16 protein-coding genes are annotated in these 16,845 nt (G+C 67.3%); 10 read left to right on the top strand and 6 right to left on the bottom strand.

Going from position 1 to position 16,845, the window contains the following annotated elements; all coding sequences use genetic code 11:
- The first annotated feature begins 359 nt into the window (after window positions 1-359).
- Window positions 360-1,442 carry a DUF2778 domain-containing protein gene (locus AC1DVA_RS10405; RefSeq protein ID WP_476805854.1) on the top strand — a complete coding sequence of 361 codons (1,083 nt, stop codon included), beginning with the start codon at window positions 360-362 and terminating at the stop codon, window positions 1,440-1,442.
- A 238-nt stretch (window positions 1,443-1,680) separates the two neighbouring features.
- Window positions 1,681-2,076, top strand: a complete 396-nt coding sequence (locus AC1DVA_RS10410) for a RidA family protein (RefSeq protein WP_476805855.1) — start codon at window positions 1,681-1,683, stop codon at window positions 2,074-2,076.
- A gap of 31 nt (window positions 2,077-2,107) precedes the next feature.
- Here the strand turns inward: AC1DVA_RS10410 and AC1DVA_RS10415 are convergent, their stop codons facing one another.
- Both AC1DVA_RS10415 and topA read right to left on the bottom strand, forming a co-directional pair.
- Window positions 2,108-4,018, bottom strand: coding sequence for a methyl-accepting chemotaxis protein (locus tag AC1DVA_RS10415; protein WP_476805856.1), 1,911 nt, complete (start codon window positions 4,016-4,018; stop codon window positions 2,108-2,110).
- Window positions 4,019-4,153: 135 nt separating this feature from the next.
- Window positions 4,154-6,820 carry a type I DNA topoisomerase gene (topA, locus tag AC1DVA_RS10420; protein WP_476805857.1) on the bottom strand — a complete coding sequence of 889 codons (2,667 nt, stop codon included), beginning with the start codon at window positions 6,818-6,820 and terminating at the stop codon, window positions 4,154-4,156.
- 206 nt (window positions 6,821-7,026) lie between these two features.
- Here topA and panB point away from each other — a divergent pair, with 206 nt between their 5' ends.
- Window positions 7,027-7,845 carry a 3-methyl-2-oxobutanoate hydroxymethyltransferase gene (gene panB, locus AC1DVA_RS10425; protein WP_476805858.1) on the top strand — a complete coding sequence of 273 codons (819 nt, stop codon included), beginning with the start codon at window positions 7,027-7,029 and terminating at the stop codon, window positions 7,843-7,845.
- A gap of 189 nt (window positions 7,846-8,034) precedes the next feature.
- On the opposite strand, the gene AC1DVA_RS10430 is transcribed toward panB, so the two are convergent.
- Window positions 8,035-9,171 (bottom strand): serine hydrolase domain-containing protein, encoded by a 1,137-nt coding sequence (locus AC1DVA_RS10430; RefSeq protein ID WP_476805859.1) that lies wholly within the window; start codon window positions 9,169-9,171, stop codon window positions 8,035-8,037.
- Window positions 9,172-9,309: 138 nt separating this feature from the next.
- Here AC1DVA_RS10430 and AC1DVA_RS10435 point away from each other — a divergent pair, with 138 nt between their 5' ends.
- Genes AC1DVA_RS10435 through dprA form a run of 5 tightly spaced genes read left to right on the top strand, consistent with a single transcriptional unit; the run spans window position 9,310 to window position 13,729 of the window.
- A complete protein-coding gene (locus AC1DVA_RS10435; protein WP_476805860.1) occupies window positions 9,310-10,254 on the top strand; it encodes an aspartate carbamoyltransferase catalytic subunit in 945 nt (314 codons plus the stop codon).
- 5 nt (window positions 10,255-10,259) lie between these two features.
- Complete coding sequence (locus AC1DVA_RS10440) at window positions 10,260-10,502, top strand: hypothetical protein (RefSeq protein ID WP_476805861.1); 243 nt, start codon at window positions 10,260-10,262, stop codon at window positions 10,500-10,502.
- Window positions 10,495-11,841, top strand: coding sequence for a dihydroorotase (pyrC, locus tag AC1DVA_RS10445; protein ID WP_476805862.1), 1,347 nt, complete (start codon window positions 10,495-10,497; stop codon window positions 11,839-11,841). The genes AC1DVA_RS10440 and pyrC overlap by 8 nt, the downstream gene beginning before the upstream one ends.
- Before the next feature lie 31 nt (window positions 11,842-11,872).
- Window positions 11,873-12,496: a glycerol-3-phosphate 1-O-acyltransferase PlsY gene (plsY, locus tag AC1DVA_RS10450; RefSeq protein ID WP_476805863.1), complete on the top strand. Its 624-nt coding sequence runs from the start codon at window positions 11,873-11,875 to the stop codon at window positions 12,494-12,496.
- A gap of 15 nt (window positions 12,497-12,511) precedes the next feature.
- The gene (gene dprA, locus AC1DVA_RS10455; protein ID WP_476805951.1) at window positions 12,512-13,729 is read left to right on the top strand and encodes a DNA-processing protein DprA; all 1,218 of its coding nucleotides are present in this window, start codon (window positions 12,512-12,514) and stop codon (window positions 13,727-13,729) included.
- Window positions 13,730-13,785: 56 nt separating this feature from the next.
- Here dprA and AC1DVA_RS10460 read toward each other — a convergent pair whose 3' ends face one another.
- Both AC1DVA_RS10460 and AC1DVA_RS10465 read right to left on the bottom strand, forming a co-directional pair.
- A complete protein-coding gene (locus AC1DVA_RS10460; RefSeq protein ID WP_476805864.1) occupies window positions 13,786-14,034 on the bottom strand; it encodes a hypothetical protein in 249 nt (82 codons plus the stop codon).
- 113 nt (window positions 14,035-14,147) lie between these two features.
- Window positions 14,148-15,062: an AEC family transporter gene (locus tag AC1DVA_RS10465; protein WP_476805865.1), complete on the bottom strand. Its 915-nt coding sequence runs from the start codon at window positions 15,060-15,062 to the stop codon at window positions 14,148-14,150.
- Window positions 15,063-15,110: 48 nt separating this feature from the next.
- On the opposite strand from AC1DVA_RS10465, the gene AC1DVA_RS10470 reads away from it, so the two are divergent.
- Both AC1DVA_RS10470 and AC1DVA_RS10475 read left to right on the top strand, forming a co-directional pair.
- Window positions 15,111-15,659: a hypothetical protein gene (locus AC1DVA_RS10470; protein WP_476805866.1), complete on the top strand. Its 549-nt coding sequence runs from the start codon at window positions 15,111-15,113 to the stop codon at window positions 15,657-15,659.
- A 179-nt stretch (window positions 15,660-15,838) separates the two neighbouring features.
- Window positions 15,839-16,174 (top strand): hypothetical protein, encoded by a 336-nt coding sequence (locus tag AC1DVA_RS10475; RefSeq protein ID WP_476805867.1) that lies wholly within the window; start codon window positions 15,839-15,841, stop codon window positions 16,172-16,174.
- A 36-nt stretch (window positions 16,175-16,210) separates the two neighbouring features.
- Here the strand turns inward: AC1DVA_RS10475 and ruvX are convergent, their stop codons facing one another.
- Complete coding sequence (gene ruvX / locus AC1DVA_RS10480; RefSeq protein ID WP_265052994.1) at window positions 16,211-16,711, bottom strand: Holliday junction resolvase RuvX; 501 nt, start codon at window positions 16,709-16,711, stop codon at window positions 16,211-16,213.
- Window positions 16,712-16,845: the final 134 nt, after the last annotated feature.

The following is a 16,845-nucleotide window of genomic DNA, read 5'->3' on the forward strand; positions in this document are numbered from 1 at the left end:
TTGAGGTGGGAAAAACGGGCGGAAATCCAGCCTGGCGCAGAATGATGGGCCAATCGGGGCGAAGGGTCGAGAAATTTTCGCCTCCGCCACGAGAAGCGGTCCGCCATCATGGCGCCGTCTTTCCGTGGCCTTGGGAGCGCCGCGGCGGCAGGCGAACGCCGCGACATCCGCAAAAATTATCGATGCGGTTCACCGGCGATTAACCAACAAAGCGCCTTATCGGAACAGAACGAAGTTTGGTTCTCCCGGCATGCTCGGACACATCGCGACGTGCGTCGCGCTCCCTCGGCTGGAGTGCGAGCGGCGAAGCCGTGTCCGCAGCCGTCGGGCGTAGCGTAAGCGTATCGAGAGTGCGGCGGATGACCTATGCGACCTATGTGCGGGAAGGTGGCGTGCCCTATGTGCGGTCGCGCCGCCGTCGCCGGCCTCTGCTGAAAGGGTTCTTCCTCGCCGCCGCCCTGAGTTGCGGCGCCATGTCGGGTTTCTGGATGCTCGGGCAGGGCACTCCGGGAAACGACACCGCGAACGCCCCCTCCGCCAATGCGCGCAAGACGCCGCCAGGCCGTGCCGCTTCGCAGGCTGCCCCGGCCTATAGCGGCCTGCTCGATCCCGCGTTGTCCGGCGGCAATGCCGCTTCCTTCGTGCCGGGCGCTCCGGTGCGCTCCGCGTTCCAGCCGGCGAACCCGGCCCCGTCTTCGACCTCAGTCGCTGCTGCCGAGCCCGCTTTGCCCCTGCCGCCGCAGCCGCCCGTCACCTTGGCGGAGAAGTCCGTGCCGATGCCCATGCCGGTGCCGCGGCCCCTGGACCTGCTGCCGAAGGCTGATCCTCAGCAGCCAGTCCAGCCGCGCGTCGCGCAGCCGACCGCGCCTCGCCGTAGCCGCACCGCCGCGGCGGCTCCGACGCCCGAGGATAATCGCTCCTTCTTCGACAAGCTCTTCGGCGTGCAGAAGCAGGAGCCCGCCGGTACGGCGCTGGCCTATGCCGCGCCGCAGGACGATGTCGTCGATCGCGGGCGCATCACCCGCCTCAGCCCCTCGGCCGGCACGCCGCCGCGCACGGCAGAGGCCGGCACGGCGATCTACGATATCGGCGCCAGGATGGTCTACATGCCGAATGGCGAGCGGCTCGAGGCCCATTCCGGCCTCGGCGAGATGATGGACGATGCGCGCTACGCCCATGTCCGGATGAAGGGCGTCACGCCGCCGCACACCTATACGCTGACCGAGCGCGAGGCCCTGTTCCACGGCGTCCGCGCCATCCGGCTGAACCCGGTCGGCGGCAGCGGCGCCATCCATGGCCGCGCCGGCCTGCTTGCCCACACCTATCTGCTCGGGCCGCGCGGCGACTCCAATGGCTGCATTTCCTTCAAGGATTACGAGCGCTTCCTGCAGGCCTTCCTGCGCGGCGAGGTGAAGCGCATCGTGGTGGTGGCCAGCCTTTAAACCGGCGCGGGATTTTCACGGAAACACCCCGTCATTCCGGGGGCCGCCGAAGGCCTGAGCACCGGAACCCATGAAACACACGGTTTCGAAACAGAAGCTGCGGCTACGCCGCCGTCTTTCGTTCCGTCGCTGCCCATGGATGCTGGGCTCGTCGCTGGCGCGAAGCCCAGGAATGACAGTCTGACTCTGCATCGACACGGCGTGCTACAGCCGTTCCAGTTCCGGCAGCGAGGCCAGCATGCAGCGCGAAGTGATCGAGGTCCCCGTTATCTCCGAAGCCATCCGCAAGCTGGGAGCGCCGACCTCGGCGCTGGTCCGGGCCGGCGATCTGCTCTTCACCTGCGGCATGCCTCCGGTCGACATCCGCACCGGTGAGATCGTGGCGGGCGATATCGGGACGCAGACGCATGCCTGCCTCGACGCGCTGGACATGGCGTTGCGCCACGCCGGCTCGTCGCTGGACAAGGTCGTGAAGGCGACTGTGTTCGTGACCGATCCGGCGCTGATGGGCGCGGTCAACGCCGTCTACAGGGAACGTTTCGGCGAAGGCTTCCCGGCGCGTACCAGCGCCGCGATCAAACCCTGGTCCCTGCCGTTCGACATCGAGATCGAATGCGTGGCGACGCGCGGCTGATCAGCCGCATTCCTGTTCCATCCTGTGAACTTCAGGCGGCCATGCGTCCGCTGGTGGCCTCGCGCCGGGTCCGGAATGTCGCGACGAGGTCGTTGAGCTGGCCGATGCGGCTCGAGAGCGAGGAGGCGGAAGCGGCGCTCTGCTCGGCGAGCGCCGCGTTCTGCTGGGTCATCTCGTCGAGATGGGCGACGGCCTGGCTCATCTCGTCGATACCGTTGGCCTGCTCGCCCGAGGCGGCCGAGATGTCTGCGATGGTGGCCGAGACCTTCTGGGAGGCCTCCAGGATGCGGGTCAGCGACTGACCGGCCTGACGCACCAGCTTGACGCCCTCGGTGACCTCGGCGTTCGAGGACGAGATCAGTCCGGAGATGTCCTTGGCGGCCTCGCCCGAGCGCTGCGCCAAAGTACGCACCTCGGAGGCGACGACGGCGAAGCCCTTGCCGGCATCGCCGGCGCGCGCCGCTTCCACCGCCGCGTTGAGGGCGAGCAGGTTGGTCTGGAAGGCGATGTCGTCGATCACCCGGATGATGTCGGAGATCTTCTGCGAGGCAGTTTCGATGCGGGCCATGGCCTCGACGGCCTGGCCGGCGATGGTGCCGCCGGACTGCGCCGCGCTCATGGCTTCCTCGGCGATCTCGGTCGCCTGGCGGGCGGCCTGGGCCGAAGCCTTGACGGAAGCCGCTAGCTCTTCGGTGGTGGCGGCAGTCTCCTCCAGCGAAGAAGCCTGCTCTTCGGTGCGCTTGGAGAGATCGTCGGCGCCCATGTTGATCTCACGCGCCGCGAGCCCGACATCGGCCGAGGTGGTCTGGATCGTCGACACCGTCTCGGACAGGCGGTCGACGGTCTCGTTGATGGCGCGCTTGAGATCGGCAAAGCGGCCGCGATAGGCGGTCTCGACGCGGTTGGTCAGGTCGCCGCCGGCGATCGCCGCGAGCGCCCCGGCGAACTCGGTCGTGGCGGAATCGACCACCGCGTTGATCTCGTTGATGCCTTCGACGAGGCGCTGCATCTGGGCATCGGAATCCTTGATCTCGAGCCGGGCGCTGAAGTCGCCGGCAGCGGCGGCAGCCACGACCTCGCCGACATCCGAGACCACCGCCTCGATCGACTGGGCACGCGCCAGACGCGCCGCCGCAGCCGCCCGCTCCTCGTCCTGCAGCTCGGCGACCTGCTTGGTCGCCTCCCGCAACACCGCGACGGAGCGAGCCATCACGCCGATCTCGTCGGCGCGCTTTGTATGGGGCACTTCGACGGCGGTGTCGCCCTCGGTCAGGCGCTCCATCACCGCGCTCAGATCCGTCATCGGGCGCACGATCGAGCGGCGCGAAAATACCAGTGCGCCGGCGATCGTGCCGCCGAGCAGCACGAGCAGGGCCACCGGCAGGAAGGTGCGGACCTGCGACGCGAAGGAGAGCGTCTCTGCCTCCGCCGCATCGGCGCGCTCCTCGTTGAAGCCGCTGAAGGCCGTCAGCTCCTCCTGGAGAGTGGCGCGGTTCTTCTTGCTGGCTTCGCCGTTGCCCCAGGCGTCGGCGGCGCGGCCGGAGACCTCGCGGGCGAGACGTGCGGTCTCGGTGCGGATAGTGATGAATTCGCCGATCAGTTTGCTGATCTTGTCGATGCGTTCGCGCTCGCTTTCGGGGGCGAGCCTGACCAGCCCCTTCATGCGCTCGTCGACCTGCTTGATCCCGGTCTCGACCGTGCCCGCGGCGATGCCGGCATCATGCGGATTGCGCGCGGTATAGACCTGCAGCGAGTTGGCGACGACCTGGTTGACCGCGACGTTGAGGCGCTCGGCGATCAGGGCGAGGTTGTTCTGTTCGGAAGAGCGGCCGTACATGGCCTCCATCCGCGAGATTGCGAGCAGCGCGCAGCCCAGCGCGATCAGGGCGCCGACCGCGACGATCGCGATCTGCCCCAGGATCTTGGTCCCAATCGACTTCATCCCACCCCCCGACGGCCACTCCACGGCTTTGCCGCGAAACAACTTGTAATAAAGGGCGTTGAATGGCTGGTTAACCTAAGGGCGTGACCTCTGGCGAAATAAGCGTCATGCGGGGTGAGAAACGAGGCAGCGCCTTCAGCCCTCCGACGTCTTGCTCTTGCGGGCCGGTGACTTTGCGGCCGGCTTGCCTCCGGCGGCTTTGCTCTTGGCAGCTTTGCCCTTGGCTGCCGGCTTCGTGCTGCTGGCCCGCGCGCTGGTCCTGCCGCCCTTGGCGCCGCCCTTGAGCTCGGCCTTGGCGTTCACCAGCTCTATCGCCTGTTCCAGCGTGATGCTTTCCGGCGCCATCGTCTTCGGCAGGGTGGCGAAGACCTTGCCCCAGGCGACATAGGGGCCGTATTTGCCGGCCTTCACCTCGAGCCCGCCGCCCGTGGGATGGTCGCCGAGTGCGCGACCCGGCGTTGCCGCGCCGCCGCGCCGGCCGCCTCCACCGCTCTCCTTGGCGACGATCAGGTCGATGGCGCGGTTGGCGCCGAGCTCCAGGACGTCGTCATCCTTGTCGATATTGGCGTAGACCTTGCCGTGCTGGACATAAGGCCCGAAGCGGCCGATGCCGACGAGGATCGGCTCGCCCGACACCGGGTGGCGCGCCACCTCCCGCGGCAGCGAGAGCAGCGCCAGCGCGTTGTCGAGCGTGACGCTTCCCGGGCTCATGCCCTTCGGCAGGCTGGAGCGCTTGGGCTTCTCGCCCTCTCCAAGCTGGATATACGGGCCGAAGCGGCCGTCGCGCATCGTGACTTCGAGGCTGGTCACCGGATCGGTGCCGAGGATGCGCACGCCGGGCGTGCCCTGGCCGCCCTCGGCCGAGGCCTCGCCTTCGGCGGCGGGGACGGAGAGGGGGCGCGTATAGCGGCATTCCGGATAGTTCGAGCAGCCGACGAAGGCGCCGAACTTGCCGAGCTTCAGCGAAAGCTGGCCGTTGCCGCAGGTCGGACAGATGCGCGGGTCGGTTCCATCGGCCTTTTTCGGGAAGATGTAGTCGCCGAGGATGCCGTTCAGCGCTTCCAGTACGTCGCCGACGCGCAGATCCTTGGTCTCGCCGATCGAAGCCTGGAACTCCTGCCAGAAGTCGCGCAGCAGCGCCTTCCAGTCGATCTCCGCATTGGAGACGCGGTCGAGGTTCTCTTCGAGGTTCGCCGTGAAGTCGAACTCGACATAGCGCTTGAAGAAGCTCTCGAGGAACGCCGTGACCAGCATGCCCTTGTCCTCGGGCACGAGGCGCTTCTTCTCGATGCGGACATATTCGCGGTCGCGCAGCGTCGAGAGCGTCGCGGCATAGGTCGAGGGCCGGCCGATGCCGAGCTCTTCCATGCGCTTGACGAGGCTGGCTTCCGAATAGCGCGGCGGCGGCTCGGTGAAGTGCTGGTCGGCGGCAATAGTGCGCTTCTCCAGCTTGTCGCCGGCCTTCATCGCCGGCAGCTTCCTGGAATCCTCGTCCTCCTCGTCGTCGCGGCTCTCCTGATAGAGCGTCAGGAAGCCGTCGAAGAGCACGACCTGACCGGAGGCGCGCAGGTCGAGGTTGCGCGCGCCGACCTTGGCCGCGATGTCGACCGTGGTGCGCTCCATCTCGGCCGATTCCATCTGGCTCGCGATGGTGCGCTTCCAGATCAGCTCGTAGAGCTTCGCCTGTTCCGGCTCGAGCTGGCGCGCGACCATGGCCGGCAGCCGGCCGAGATCGGTCGGGCGGATGGCCTCGTGGGCCTCCTGCGCGTTCTTGGCCTTGACCATGTACTTGCGCGGCGCATTCGGCACGTAGCGCTCGCCGAATTCCTTGCCGATGACGCTGCGCGCGGCGGCGATCGCCGAGCCGTCCATGTCGACGCCGTCGGTTCGCATATAGGTGATGAGGCCGACGGTCTCGCCGCCGATGTCGACGCCCTCATAGAGGCGCTGGGCGAGCTGCATGGTCCGCGCCGGGGCGAGGCCCAGCTTGCGGGAGGCTTCCTGCTGCAGCGTCGAGGTCTGGAACGGCGGTTGGGGGTGGCGCTTGACCGGCTTGGCCTCGACCTCGGTCACGTTGAAGAGGGCGCTCTCCAGCGCCTCCTTGAAGGCCTTGGCCTCCTCGGCATTGCCGATGTCGAGACGGGTGATCTTCTTGCCGTCGGCGCCGACGAGCCGGGCGTCGAAGGTCTGGCCCGACTCCGTCGCGAGCGTCGCGACCAGAGACCAGTATTCCCGCGCCCGGAAGGCCTCGATCTCGCGTTCGCGTTCGCAGACGATGCGCAGCGCCACCGATTGCACGCGGCCCGCCGAGCGGGCGCCGGGGAGCTTGCGCCACAGCACCGGCGAGAGCGTGAAGCCGACGAGATAGTCCAGTGCCCGGCGCGCCAGATAGGCATCGACCAGCGCCTGGTCGATGGCGCGTGGCTCGGCCAGCGCCTTCTGCACCGCGTCCTTGGTCACGGCGTTGAAGGTCACGCGCTCGACCGGGATGCCCTTCAGCGCCTTCTTCTGGTTCAGCGCTTCCAGCACGTGCCAGGAGATGGCCTCGCCTTCGCGATCCGGGTCCGTCGCGAGGATGAGCTTGTCGGCGCCCTTCAGCGCCCTGACGATCTCGGAGACCTGCTTGGCGCCGCGCCCCTCGATCTCCCACTTCATCGCGAAGTCGTTCTCGGGCTCGACCGAGCCGTCCTTGGCCGGCAGGTCGCGGATATGGCCGAACGACGCCACGACCTCGTAGTCGGAGCCCAGGTATTTGTTGATCGTCTTGGCCTTGGCCGGCGACTCGACGACGAGGAGCTTCATGATTTTGGTCTCGATGACAGCCTTTTCAGAGCGCTGACCCGTCCCTTAGAGGGCGGTTCAGCGACCGGCGAGGCTCCGGCGGTTCGGAATTGCGCGCGAAAGTGGTTCAGCACGCCGGCCCTGTCAAACGCCGATTGCGCTTTTCGGGACGGGGGAGAGCGTTTAGGCCCTTTCGCGGGCACCGGCCGTTACATGGGGAGAAGAGCGTGTCGTCGCAAGCACAGATCAAGCGCGTGACGGCGCTGGATATCCGCGGCCGCAAGGGCGGCGAGGCGGTCGTCTCGCTGACGGCCTACACCGCGCCGATGGCGGCATTGGCCGACCGGCACTGCGATTTCCTGCTCGTCGGCGATTCCCTTGGCATGGTCGTGCACGGCCTCGACAGCACCGTGCCGGTCACGCTGGAGATGATGATCCTGCACGGACAGGCGGTGATGCGCGGCTCGCAGCGGGCGCTGGTCGTCGTCGACATGCCGTTCGGCAGCTATGAGGAAGGCCCGCAGCAGGCCTTCCGCAACGCGGCCCGGGTCATGCAGGAGACGGGCTGCGGCGCGGTCAAGCTGGAGGGCGGGGCGCGCATGGAGGAGACGATCCGCTTTCTCGTCGAACGCGGCATCCCGGTGATGGCGCATATCGGTTTGACGCCGCAGGCGGTGAACGTGCTCGGCGGTTTCAAGGCGCAGGGCCGCGACCGGGCCGAATGGCCGGCGATCATGGCCGATGCCGAAGCGGTGACGCGGGCCGGGGCTTTTTCGGTGGTCGTCGAGGCCGTGGCCGAGCCGCTGGCGGCGGAGATCACCGGCAAGGTCGCGGTTCCCACGATAGGCATCGGCGCCTCCGCCGCCTGTGACGGTCAGATCCTGGTGCTTGACGACATGCTCGGCCTGACCGGCCGCGTGCCGAAATTCGTCAAGCTCTTCGGCAATCTCGCCGAGGGCGTGGACAAGGCGGTCGGCGATTATGCCGCCGAGGTGCGGGCCCGGCGCTTCCCCGGGCCGGCGCATGTCTATGCGGTGAAGGATTAAGCCCGGAACCACCTCGTCATTCCGGGGCTTCGCAGCGAAGAGCCCGGAACCCATAACCGCCGATGGAACGGGATAAAGCGGGCCGGCCGGTATTTAATCCGGCAAGCGCTGCGGTTATGGGTTCCAGGCTCAAGCCTGCGGCTTGCCCCGGAATGACGAAAGTGTTTCCCAGGCGAATGCGGCGAGCTTTCAGCCCCGCGCCGCCAGCAGCCGGTCGATGAAGCCTTCGGTCGAGGCGCCGTTGATCCAGCGCAGCACCGCGACGATATCCTGCTCGGGCTCGACCCAGATCACGTTGCTGCCGGCGCCGAGCGCCGAGAAGGCGGTCGGCGGCAGGTTCGGCCGCGCCGCGGGTCCGCGTGCCAGCCACCAGAGATAGCCGTAATTGCCGAGGGTGGGAGAGCGCGTCAGCATCCGCTCGACCCAGGCCTGCGAGAGCAGCTGCCGGCCGTTCCACAATCCCTTGCGGCCGATCAGCAGGCCGAAGCGGGCATGGTCGCGCGCGCCGATGAACAGGCCGCCGCCCCAATGCCCGCCGCCCGGCACCGACTGAAGCCGGCGGCCGTCGATTTCGACGAAGGAAGTGCTGTAGCCCTGCCACTCCCAATCGGCCGAGGCGCCGATCGGATCCATGACGCGCTCGCGCAGCACATCCGGCAGCGGCCGACGGAAGCGCTGGAGCAGGGCATAGCTCAGCACGTTCACGCGGACATCGTTGTATTCGTAGAAGCTGCCGGGCGTCTTCAGCTCGCGGCGCTCGCCCTTGCGGCTGTTGTCGGCGCCTGGGCCGATCTGGCGGTTGTGATCGACCTGGTCCGATTTCCCGAAGAGCTCGCCCTGCCATTCGCTCGACTGCTGCAGCAGATGCCGCCAGGTGATCGTGCCGTTATGCGGGCCGGCGAAGGCGGCATCGTCGACGCTCTTGCCGACCGGCTCCTCGACTTCGCAGATGAGCCCGTCATCGAAGGCAATGCCGGCGAGCACCGCCAGATAGCTTTTTGCGATCGAGAAGGTCATGTCGGTGCGGGCGGTGTCGCCCCATTCGGCGACGAGGCGGCCACCTTTCAGGATGAGGCCTGCCGGCCCGCCGCGCTCGCGCACGGGGCCAACGATTTCGGTCCAGGGGCCGCGCTCGTTCCATTCGACATTCCCGACATAGCTGCCGTCCGGATAGTAGAGGCTGCGCGGCCAGGGGCTCTCGTTCTCGGTGGCAAAAGCGACGGCAACCTTGAGCCTCTCCGGATCGAAGCCTGCATCGGCCGGCGAGATCGCCTGCCATTCGGCGCCGTCGGCAGCTGGAGCGTAAGCGTCAATCGGGCTGGACAAGGCTCGAGTCCTCTCGCGGCGAAAGGATGTGACCTAGCGCCGTTTCAGCGAAAGTTCCACGGTTCACAGGACATAGCCCCATCCCGGCCATGAGCGGCTTGCGCCCGGCCCGACTCGCGCCTAAACAGCCTGCTTCAAATGACATCGCCAGCACCGCTCTACCCGCACCGCCATCTCCTCGGCATCGAGGGATTGTCCCATCTGGACATCGAGGCGCTGTTGGACCGCGCCGAGGCCTATGTCGCGCTCTCCCGGCAGGTCGAGAAGAAGACGGCGACGCTGCGCGGCCGCACCCAGATCAACCTTTTCTTCGAGCCCTCGACCCGGACACAGGCCTCCTTCGAGCTCGCGGGGAAGCGTCTCGGCGCCGACGTGATGAACATGTCGATCGCCTCGTCCTCGGTGAAGAAGGGCGAGACGCTGATCGATACCGCCGCGACGCTGAACGCCATGCGCCCCGACATCATCGTGGTGCGCCATCACGCGGCAGGCGCGGTCAACCTGCTCGCCCGCAAGGTCGACTGCTCGGTGGTCAATGCCGGCGACGGCGCCCATGAGCATCCGACGCAGGCGCTGCTCGACGCACTGACGATCCGCCGCAACAAGGGCCGCATCATGGGCCTGACCGTGGCGATCTGCGGCGACATCGTGCACTCGCGCGTCGCCCGCTCGAACATCATCTTGCTCAATGCGCTCGGCGCGAAAGTCCGTCTGATCGCACCCTCGACGCTGATGCCGCCCGGCATCGAGCGCATGGGCGTCGAGCTCTACACCGACATGAACAAGGGGCTCGAAGGCGCTGATATCGTGATGATGCTGCGCCTCCAGCTTGAACGGATGCACGGCGCCTTCGTGCCGTCCTCGAAGGAATATTTCCGCTATTTCGGGCTCGACCGCGAGAAGTTGGAGCGCGCCCAGCCGGACGCGCTGGTGATGCATCCGGGCCCGATGAACCGCGGCGTCGAGATCTCCTCCGAGGTTGCCGACGGCGCCCAGTCGCTGATCCGCGAGCAGGTCGAGATGGGCGTCGCGGTCCGCATGGCCGTGCTCGACGCGCTGGCCCAGCACCTGCCGAATGTCTGAGCGGGATGGAGGGAGCTCTCGCCTGGCTGCTCTCCCTGATGCGCCGGGCGCGCTTCGTCTTCACGTGGCTCTATCTCGTGGTCGCGGCGGGCTTCCTCTATGCCGACCCGCGCGCGGGCTGGACATGGTTCATCGTGATCGCCGGCGGCCTGCTCTGCCTGCTGTTCTGGGGGCTCGTCGCCTTCTGGAGCTACGTCTTCACACGCCGGCCGAGCGCTGATCGCCGGGATGGAACTGAACATGGCTGAATCTCAGGACATCGCAGCGCAGGACTTGGCAACTCGGGACATCGCATCGCGGCACCTGGCGATCGTCAACGCCCGGCTGGTCGACCCCGTGACCGGGCGCGACGGGGCCGGCTCCGTGCTGCTACGCGACGGCGCGATCGCCGCGGTCGAATGGGGCGCCGCGCCCGCGACGCCCGAGGGCGTGCGCCGCGTCGATGCGAAGGGGCTCGTGCTGACGCCGGGCCTGGTCGACCTGCGTGCCTTCCTCGGCGAACCCGGCGCCGAATTCCGCGAGACGCTGGGCACGGGCTCGCATGCCGCCGCTGCCGGCGGTGTCACGACCGTGGTGTGCCGGCCCGACACCGATCCGCCGATCGACGACCCCGCGATCATCGACTTCCTCAAGCGCCGCGCCCGCGACAAGGCGATCGTCAACGTGCTGCCCTGCGCCGCGCTGACTAAGGGGCTGGAAGGCAGGGAGATCACGGAGTTCGGGCTGCTGCTGGAGGCTGGCGCCGTCGCCTTCTGCGATGGCGCCAGGAGCCTGCGCAATCCGCAGGTGATGCGCCGTGCCATGATCTATGCCCGCGATTTCGACGCCCTGATCATGAACCATCTCGAGGATCCCGAGCTGCGCGGCTCCGGCGTGATGAACGAGGGCGAGTTCGCCAGCCGGAAAGGCCTGCCGGGCATCCCGCTCGAGGCCGAGACGGTGATGCTGGAGCGGGACATCCGCCTCGCGAAAGCCACCGGCGCCCGTTACCACGCCGCGATGATCTCCTGCGCGGAATCGGCCGAACTGGTCCGCCGCGCCAAGCAGGACGGCGTGCGCATCACCTGCGGCGTCTCGATCAACAACCTGACCCTCAACGAGAACGACGTCGGGGACTACCGCACCTTCTGCAAGGTCTCGCCGCCGCTGCGTCACGAGGACGATCGCCTAGCCTTGGTCGCCGCGCTCGCCGATGGCGTGATCGATGTCGTGGTGTCCGACCATGACCCGCAGGACGTCGAGACCAAGCGCCAGCCCTTCGCCGAGGCGGCGGACGGCGCGCTCGGCATCGAGACCATGCTGTCGGCATCGCAGCGCATGGTGCAGGCCGGGCAGATCGGGCTGCCGCAGCTTTTCGCCGCCCTGTCGGCGCGCCCTGCCGCCCTGCTCGGACTGGAAGCGGGGCGGCTTGCGCCCGGTGCCCCGGCCGACCTCATCCTGTTCGATCCCGAGGCGCCCTTCGTCGTCGACAAGCGCAAGCTGAAATCGCGCGCCAAGAACTCGCCCTTCGACGAGGCGCGCCTGGAAGGCATCGTCCAGGCGACGATCGTCGGCGGACGGGTGGTGTACGAATACGAGCCGGGCTAGGCTCTATGCGGACTGCGGGAAAAGGGGCGGCATGACGGATGTTTTGAACTGGAGCCTCTCCGGCTCCGCCACGCTGATCGCCCTCGTCGTCGGCTATCTCTTCGGCTCCATCCCCTTCGGCATCGTCTTGACGCGCCTGGCCGGCGGGCCGGATCTGCGCAGCATCGGCTCGGGCAATATCGGCGCGACGAATGTGCTGCGCACCGGCAACAAGAAGCTCGCGGCCGCCACCCTCGTCGGCGACATGCTGAAAGGCACGGCGGCGGTTATCGTCGGCTCGCGCCTGCTCGGCGGCCCGGAGGCAGCGTTGGTGGCGGGCATCGGCGCCTTTCTCGGCCATCTCTTCCCGGTCTGGCTGCGCTTCAAGGGCGGCAAGGGCGTAGCGACCTATCTCGGCGTGCTCATCGGCGTGAAGGCTTCGATCGCGCTGGTCTTCGCCGCCGTCTGGCTGAGCATCGCCTATCTCTCGCGCTATTCATCGCTTTCGGCGCTGGTCGCGAGCCTGCTGACGCCGCTTCTGCTCTGGTTCTGGGCCGGCATGCACCAGGCCGCCATCGTCATGGGCATCCTGACGGTGCTGCTCTGGATCATGCACCGAACCAACATCGCCCGGCTCCTGACCGGGCGCGAAGGCAAGATCGGCCAGAAGGGCTGAACGCGGATGGCTGGCATCGCTCTCTCCGATCGCCAGCGCCTCGATTGGCTGAGGCTGATCCGCAGTGAGAGCATCGGCCCGCGCAGCTTCCTCTCGTTGATGAACCGTTTCGGCGGGGCCGGAGCCGCGCTGGAGGCGCTGCCGGACCTTGCCCGTCAGGCCGGCCGCCCGATCCGCATCTGCACGCTTGCCGAGGCGGAGCGCGAGCTGGAAGGGCTACGGCGCCTCGGCGGTCGCCTCGTTGCACTGGGTGAGGTGGACTATCCGTTGCCTCTGCAGGCGATCGATTCCGCGCCGCCGCTCATCGCGGTGCTCGGACAGGTGCAAGCCTTGCAAAGGCCAGCGGTTGCGCTTGTCGGCTCCCGCAACGCCTCCGCGGCAGGGATGAAGTTCACCGCGCGGCTGGCGCGCGAACTCGGCGAGGCCGACTACATCGTGGTCTCCGGCCTTGCGCGCGGCATCGACACGGCCGCCCATCAGGCAAGCCTCGATACCGGCACGATCGCCGTGCTCGCCGGCGGCCTCGACGAGATCTACCCGCCGCAGAATGCCCCTCTGGCGGAGCGCATCGCCGAAAGAGGTGCCATCGTCAGCGAGATGCCGCTCGGCTGGGTTGCCAGGGCGCGCGACTTCCCGCGCCGCAACCGGCTGGTCTCGGGTCTTTCGCTGGGTACGGTCGTCGTCGAGGCGGCGCGGCGCTCGGGCTCGCTGATCACGGCGCGCTTTGCCAACGAACAGGGCCGATTGGTCTTCGCCGTGCCGGGCTCGCCGCTCGATCCGCGCGCAGAGGGCGGCAATCACCTCATCCGGGAGGGAGCCACGCTTTGTGCCGAAGCATCCCATGTCATCGAGGCGCTGGCGCCGCTGCGCCGGCAGGAGCCGGCTTCCTGGCTGGAACGCTCCGCCCTGCGAGAAGCTTCGGGCGAGCCGCCAAGCGAGGCGATGTGGGATGAACTCGACCTGCCGGAGGTGACGCCGGCCCCGGGCTTCGTCCGGCATGACGAGAATTATGCTCCGCCGCAATCTGCCGCAACGCTGGAAGGGCCGGCCGGAGCGCCGGATCTCGGGCGCCTTGTCATGGACCTGCTTGGGCCGACGCCGGTCGCGCTCGATGACCTCGTCCGCGCGAGCGGCCAGGCGGCGCGCGAGATCAACCGGGTCCTTGTCGATCTGGAGCTCGAAGGCGAAGTGCGCCGGCATCCGGGAGGAGCCTTGTCGCGGGCGCGCGTCTGACCTTCCGGGTTCGGGAGGCCGGTGGTCGAGGGGACGATTTGACGGGCGAGATCGGCCTATTGGCTGTCGCCGTTCGAGCGCGCCTGACGCACGATTTCGGCTGAGGCTTCGACCCGCGCCATCTCGAGAAAATAGGACAATGTGTTCAGCTTCGTGTCGCGCGCCATGATCCGTAGCTCGGCTGTCATGCTCTCGATGAAGGAGGCGGCTTCCAGCGGGGTCATCGACCGATCGGGGGTGGCATCGTCCTGATTGTCGTCAGGGTCGGGCTTGAGCGAGGCCAGATCTTGGGCTTTTTGCTTCATGGCGACTGGATTCCCTCGCAGGATCGGGGACCAACTCGTGTGGAGGGGCTTCGATCCTCCGGGCGGTATACAATTATAGATTGTAGTGTCCAATAAATTTCAAGCTAAAGTAGCTAGGTCAGGAGCAGCACTGCCGCCGGAAGCGTCGCCAGCGCCAGCAGGGTCTGGAGCGTCGTGATCTCGGCCATGAGCGGCGCATCGCCTCCGAGATCGCGGGCGAGGAAATAGGCGGCGGTGGCCGTGGGAACGGCGCCGGCGATGACGGTCATCGTCAGGGCCGGACCCGTGACGCCGAACCAGCCGGCATAGAGCCAGGCCGCGAACGGCATCACCACGAGCTTCAATCCAACGGCGGCCCAGTGGGCCAAGCGGGGGCGCGCCAGCCGGTTCAGATCGAGCGCCGAACCCACGACGAGGAGGCCGATGCCCAGGGAGGCCCGCCCCAGCACGTCGAGATAGCCGGTGAACGCCGAGGGCAGCAGCCACTGGGCCTGATTGAGGATGAGACCGACGGCGGAAGACCAGATGAAGGGGTTGTACAGGATCGAGCGGATGGTGGCACCGACGCTCATCGGCTTGCCGTTTGCGAAGCGCGCGAGGACGACGACGCACATCACGTTGAGCAGCGGAATCATGGCGGCAACCGCGATCGCCATCAGCGTCGCGCCGTTGCGGCCCTGCAGGCCGGCTGCCAGCGCGAGCGCCACGAAGGTGTTCCAGCGGACCGAGCCCTGGAAGATAGACGTGAAGGCCGGGCCGTCGATACCCGCACGCGCCAGCACCGGCCGGGTCACCAGCAGCAGCGCCGCGACGCTCAGGATGGCCAGCACGAGGCTCGACCCCATGGCGAGGACGGGCACGCCGCGCAGATCGGCCATGGCGAGCGTGTGGATGACGACGGCCGGGAACAGCACCTGATAGGTCAGGCGCTCGACGCCGACCCAATGCGCCGGCGAGACGATGTTGCGGACCTTCAGGAGCCAGCCCGTCGCGATGACGAGGAAAACGGCAATCAGGCTGTCGAGCATGGCTGAACCGGACGGGGCGGGGGGAACAACGGAACCCGCCAGAGGTTGATGAACGCGTATCAACAGGCCTGTCCCATGGCGGATTGCGCCCGGCAAGAGCGTGGATGGAAAGCCGCTGTGTTCCTGCCGCAATGCCGCCGCGATTGGTTCAGGTCTCATTCAACCGGATCGAACGAAACTCTCGCCATGTTTCGGGATGATCCCGAGAAAGGAGATGCCGTCATGAGGTCTCTGCACAAAAAGGTTGCCATCGCGCTGGCCGCAGCGAGCGTCGCGGCTGGTGGCTTCGTTGCCCCCGCACTGGCGAAGGAGCAGCGGATGTTCGACTCCGCCCGTCTCGACAAGGCGCAAGCCGGGTACACGCAGTATTACCGTGGTTATCGCGGTTACCATGGCGGCTGGCGCGGCCCGTCGCGTGGTGCGGCGATCGCCGGCGCCGTCGGCGTGGGTATTCTGGGTGCCGCTGCGGTTGCGGCGAATAACCGCGCTTATGCGGCGCCGTATTACGAAGACGACTACTACGCGGCTCCGCCGGCTCCGGTCTATGCCTATCCGCGGGGTTATTACGCGCCGTATGACTTCCGCGATAATCGCTGATCTGCGGTTCCGTGCTCCCTGCAAGGCCCGCGCAATCTGCGCGGGCCTTGCTATGTGAGGGCCTGCGTCAGGAAAATCTTTGCGATTCGCCGTCAGATGTATGGCGTCGCATCTCGATGGAAGGGTGGGGGTATCTTCACATGATCTCGCTTCGAAGCGCTCTGGTCGCGGGGCTGGGAATGGCGGCGATCGGCTTGGCCTGTGTCCAGCCCGCAGCTGCGCAGTATTATGGTGGCCCTGGCTATGACCGTTCGTATGAACGGCGCGGTGACGGCTACGATCGGCGCGACTACGGTCGTAGCGACGATCGTGGCGGCTGGCGCGACGACCGTCGCGGTTATGGGCGAGACGACGGCCGCGGCGACTGGCGCAATGATCGCCGGTCCGGCGTGGATGGCGGCCGTCGCCAGCAGGATCCGATGGCCGGCATGTCGCTGGACGAGCGCAAGCGGGCGATCAAGAACGAGCGCGAGGCGCAGAAGAAGGCGATCAAGCGCGGAATATTCATCCAGTAAAGGCGAGGACGCCGCCCGCTTTCAATTTGGGCGCTGTCAGTACGGGCCGTCTTCATCGTCTTCGATCGGCACGAGCCTGCCCAGCCGATCGAGCGCGCCCTGCAGGATGTAGGCCGCTGCCATCTTGTCGACGACTGCCGCGCGCTTGGCGCGGGAGGCGTCGGCATCGAGCAGGGTGCGCGTCACCGCAAGCGTCGACATCCGCTCGTCCCAGAACACGATCGGCAGATCGGTGAGGGGAGCGAGGTTGCGGACGAAGGCGCGCGTCGACTGCACGCGTGGCCCCTCGGTGCCGTCCATGTTGAGCGGCAAGCCGATCACCATCCCGGAAACCTGATGCTTCTGCGCTATCTTCAGCAGCGCAGCGGCATCGAGACCGAACTTGACCCGCTGGATCGTCTCCAGCGGCGTCGCGATCTGCCTCTCCAGATCGGACAGCGCGAGCCCGATCGTCTTGGTGCCGAGGTCGAGGCCGAGCAGGCGCGCATGCGCCGGAAGGTCGAGAAAGGCTTCGAGCGAAACGATCTGGCTGGCCATGGCAAGGCGGTATCACGCGCTGCCTTGCCTCGCGAGCAATACCTTCTCCGATACACCCGGCGAATGGCGGCTTCCCGGCAGCTGTAGCGCGGAAGCCATCGCGTATCGGCGGCGATCAGGCTATATGCGCGCGC

Source organism: Allobosea sp. P4_C6 (assembly GCF_056402015.1).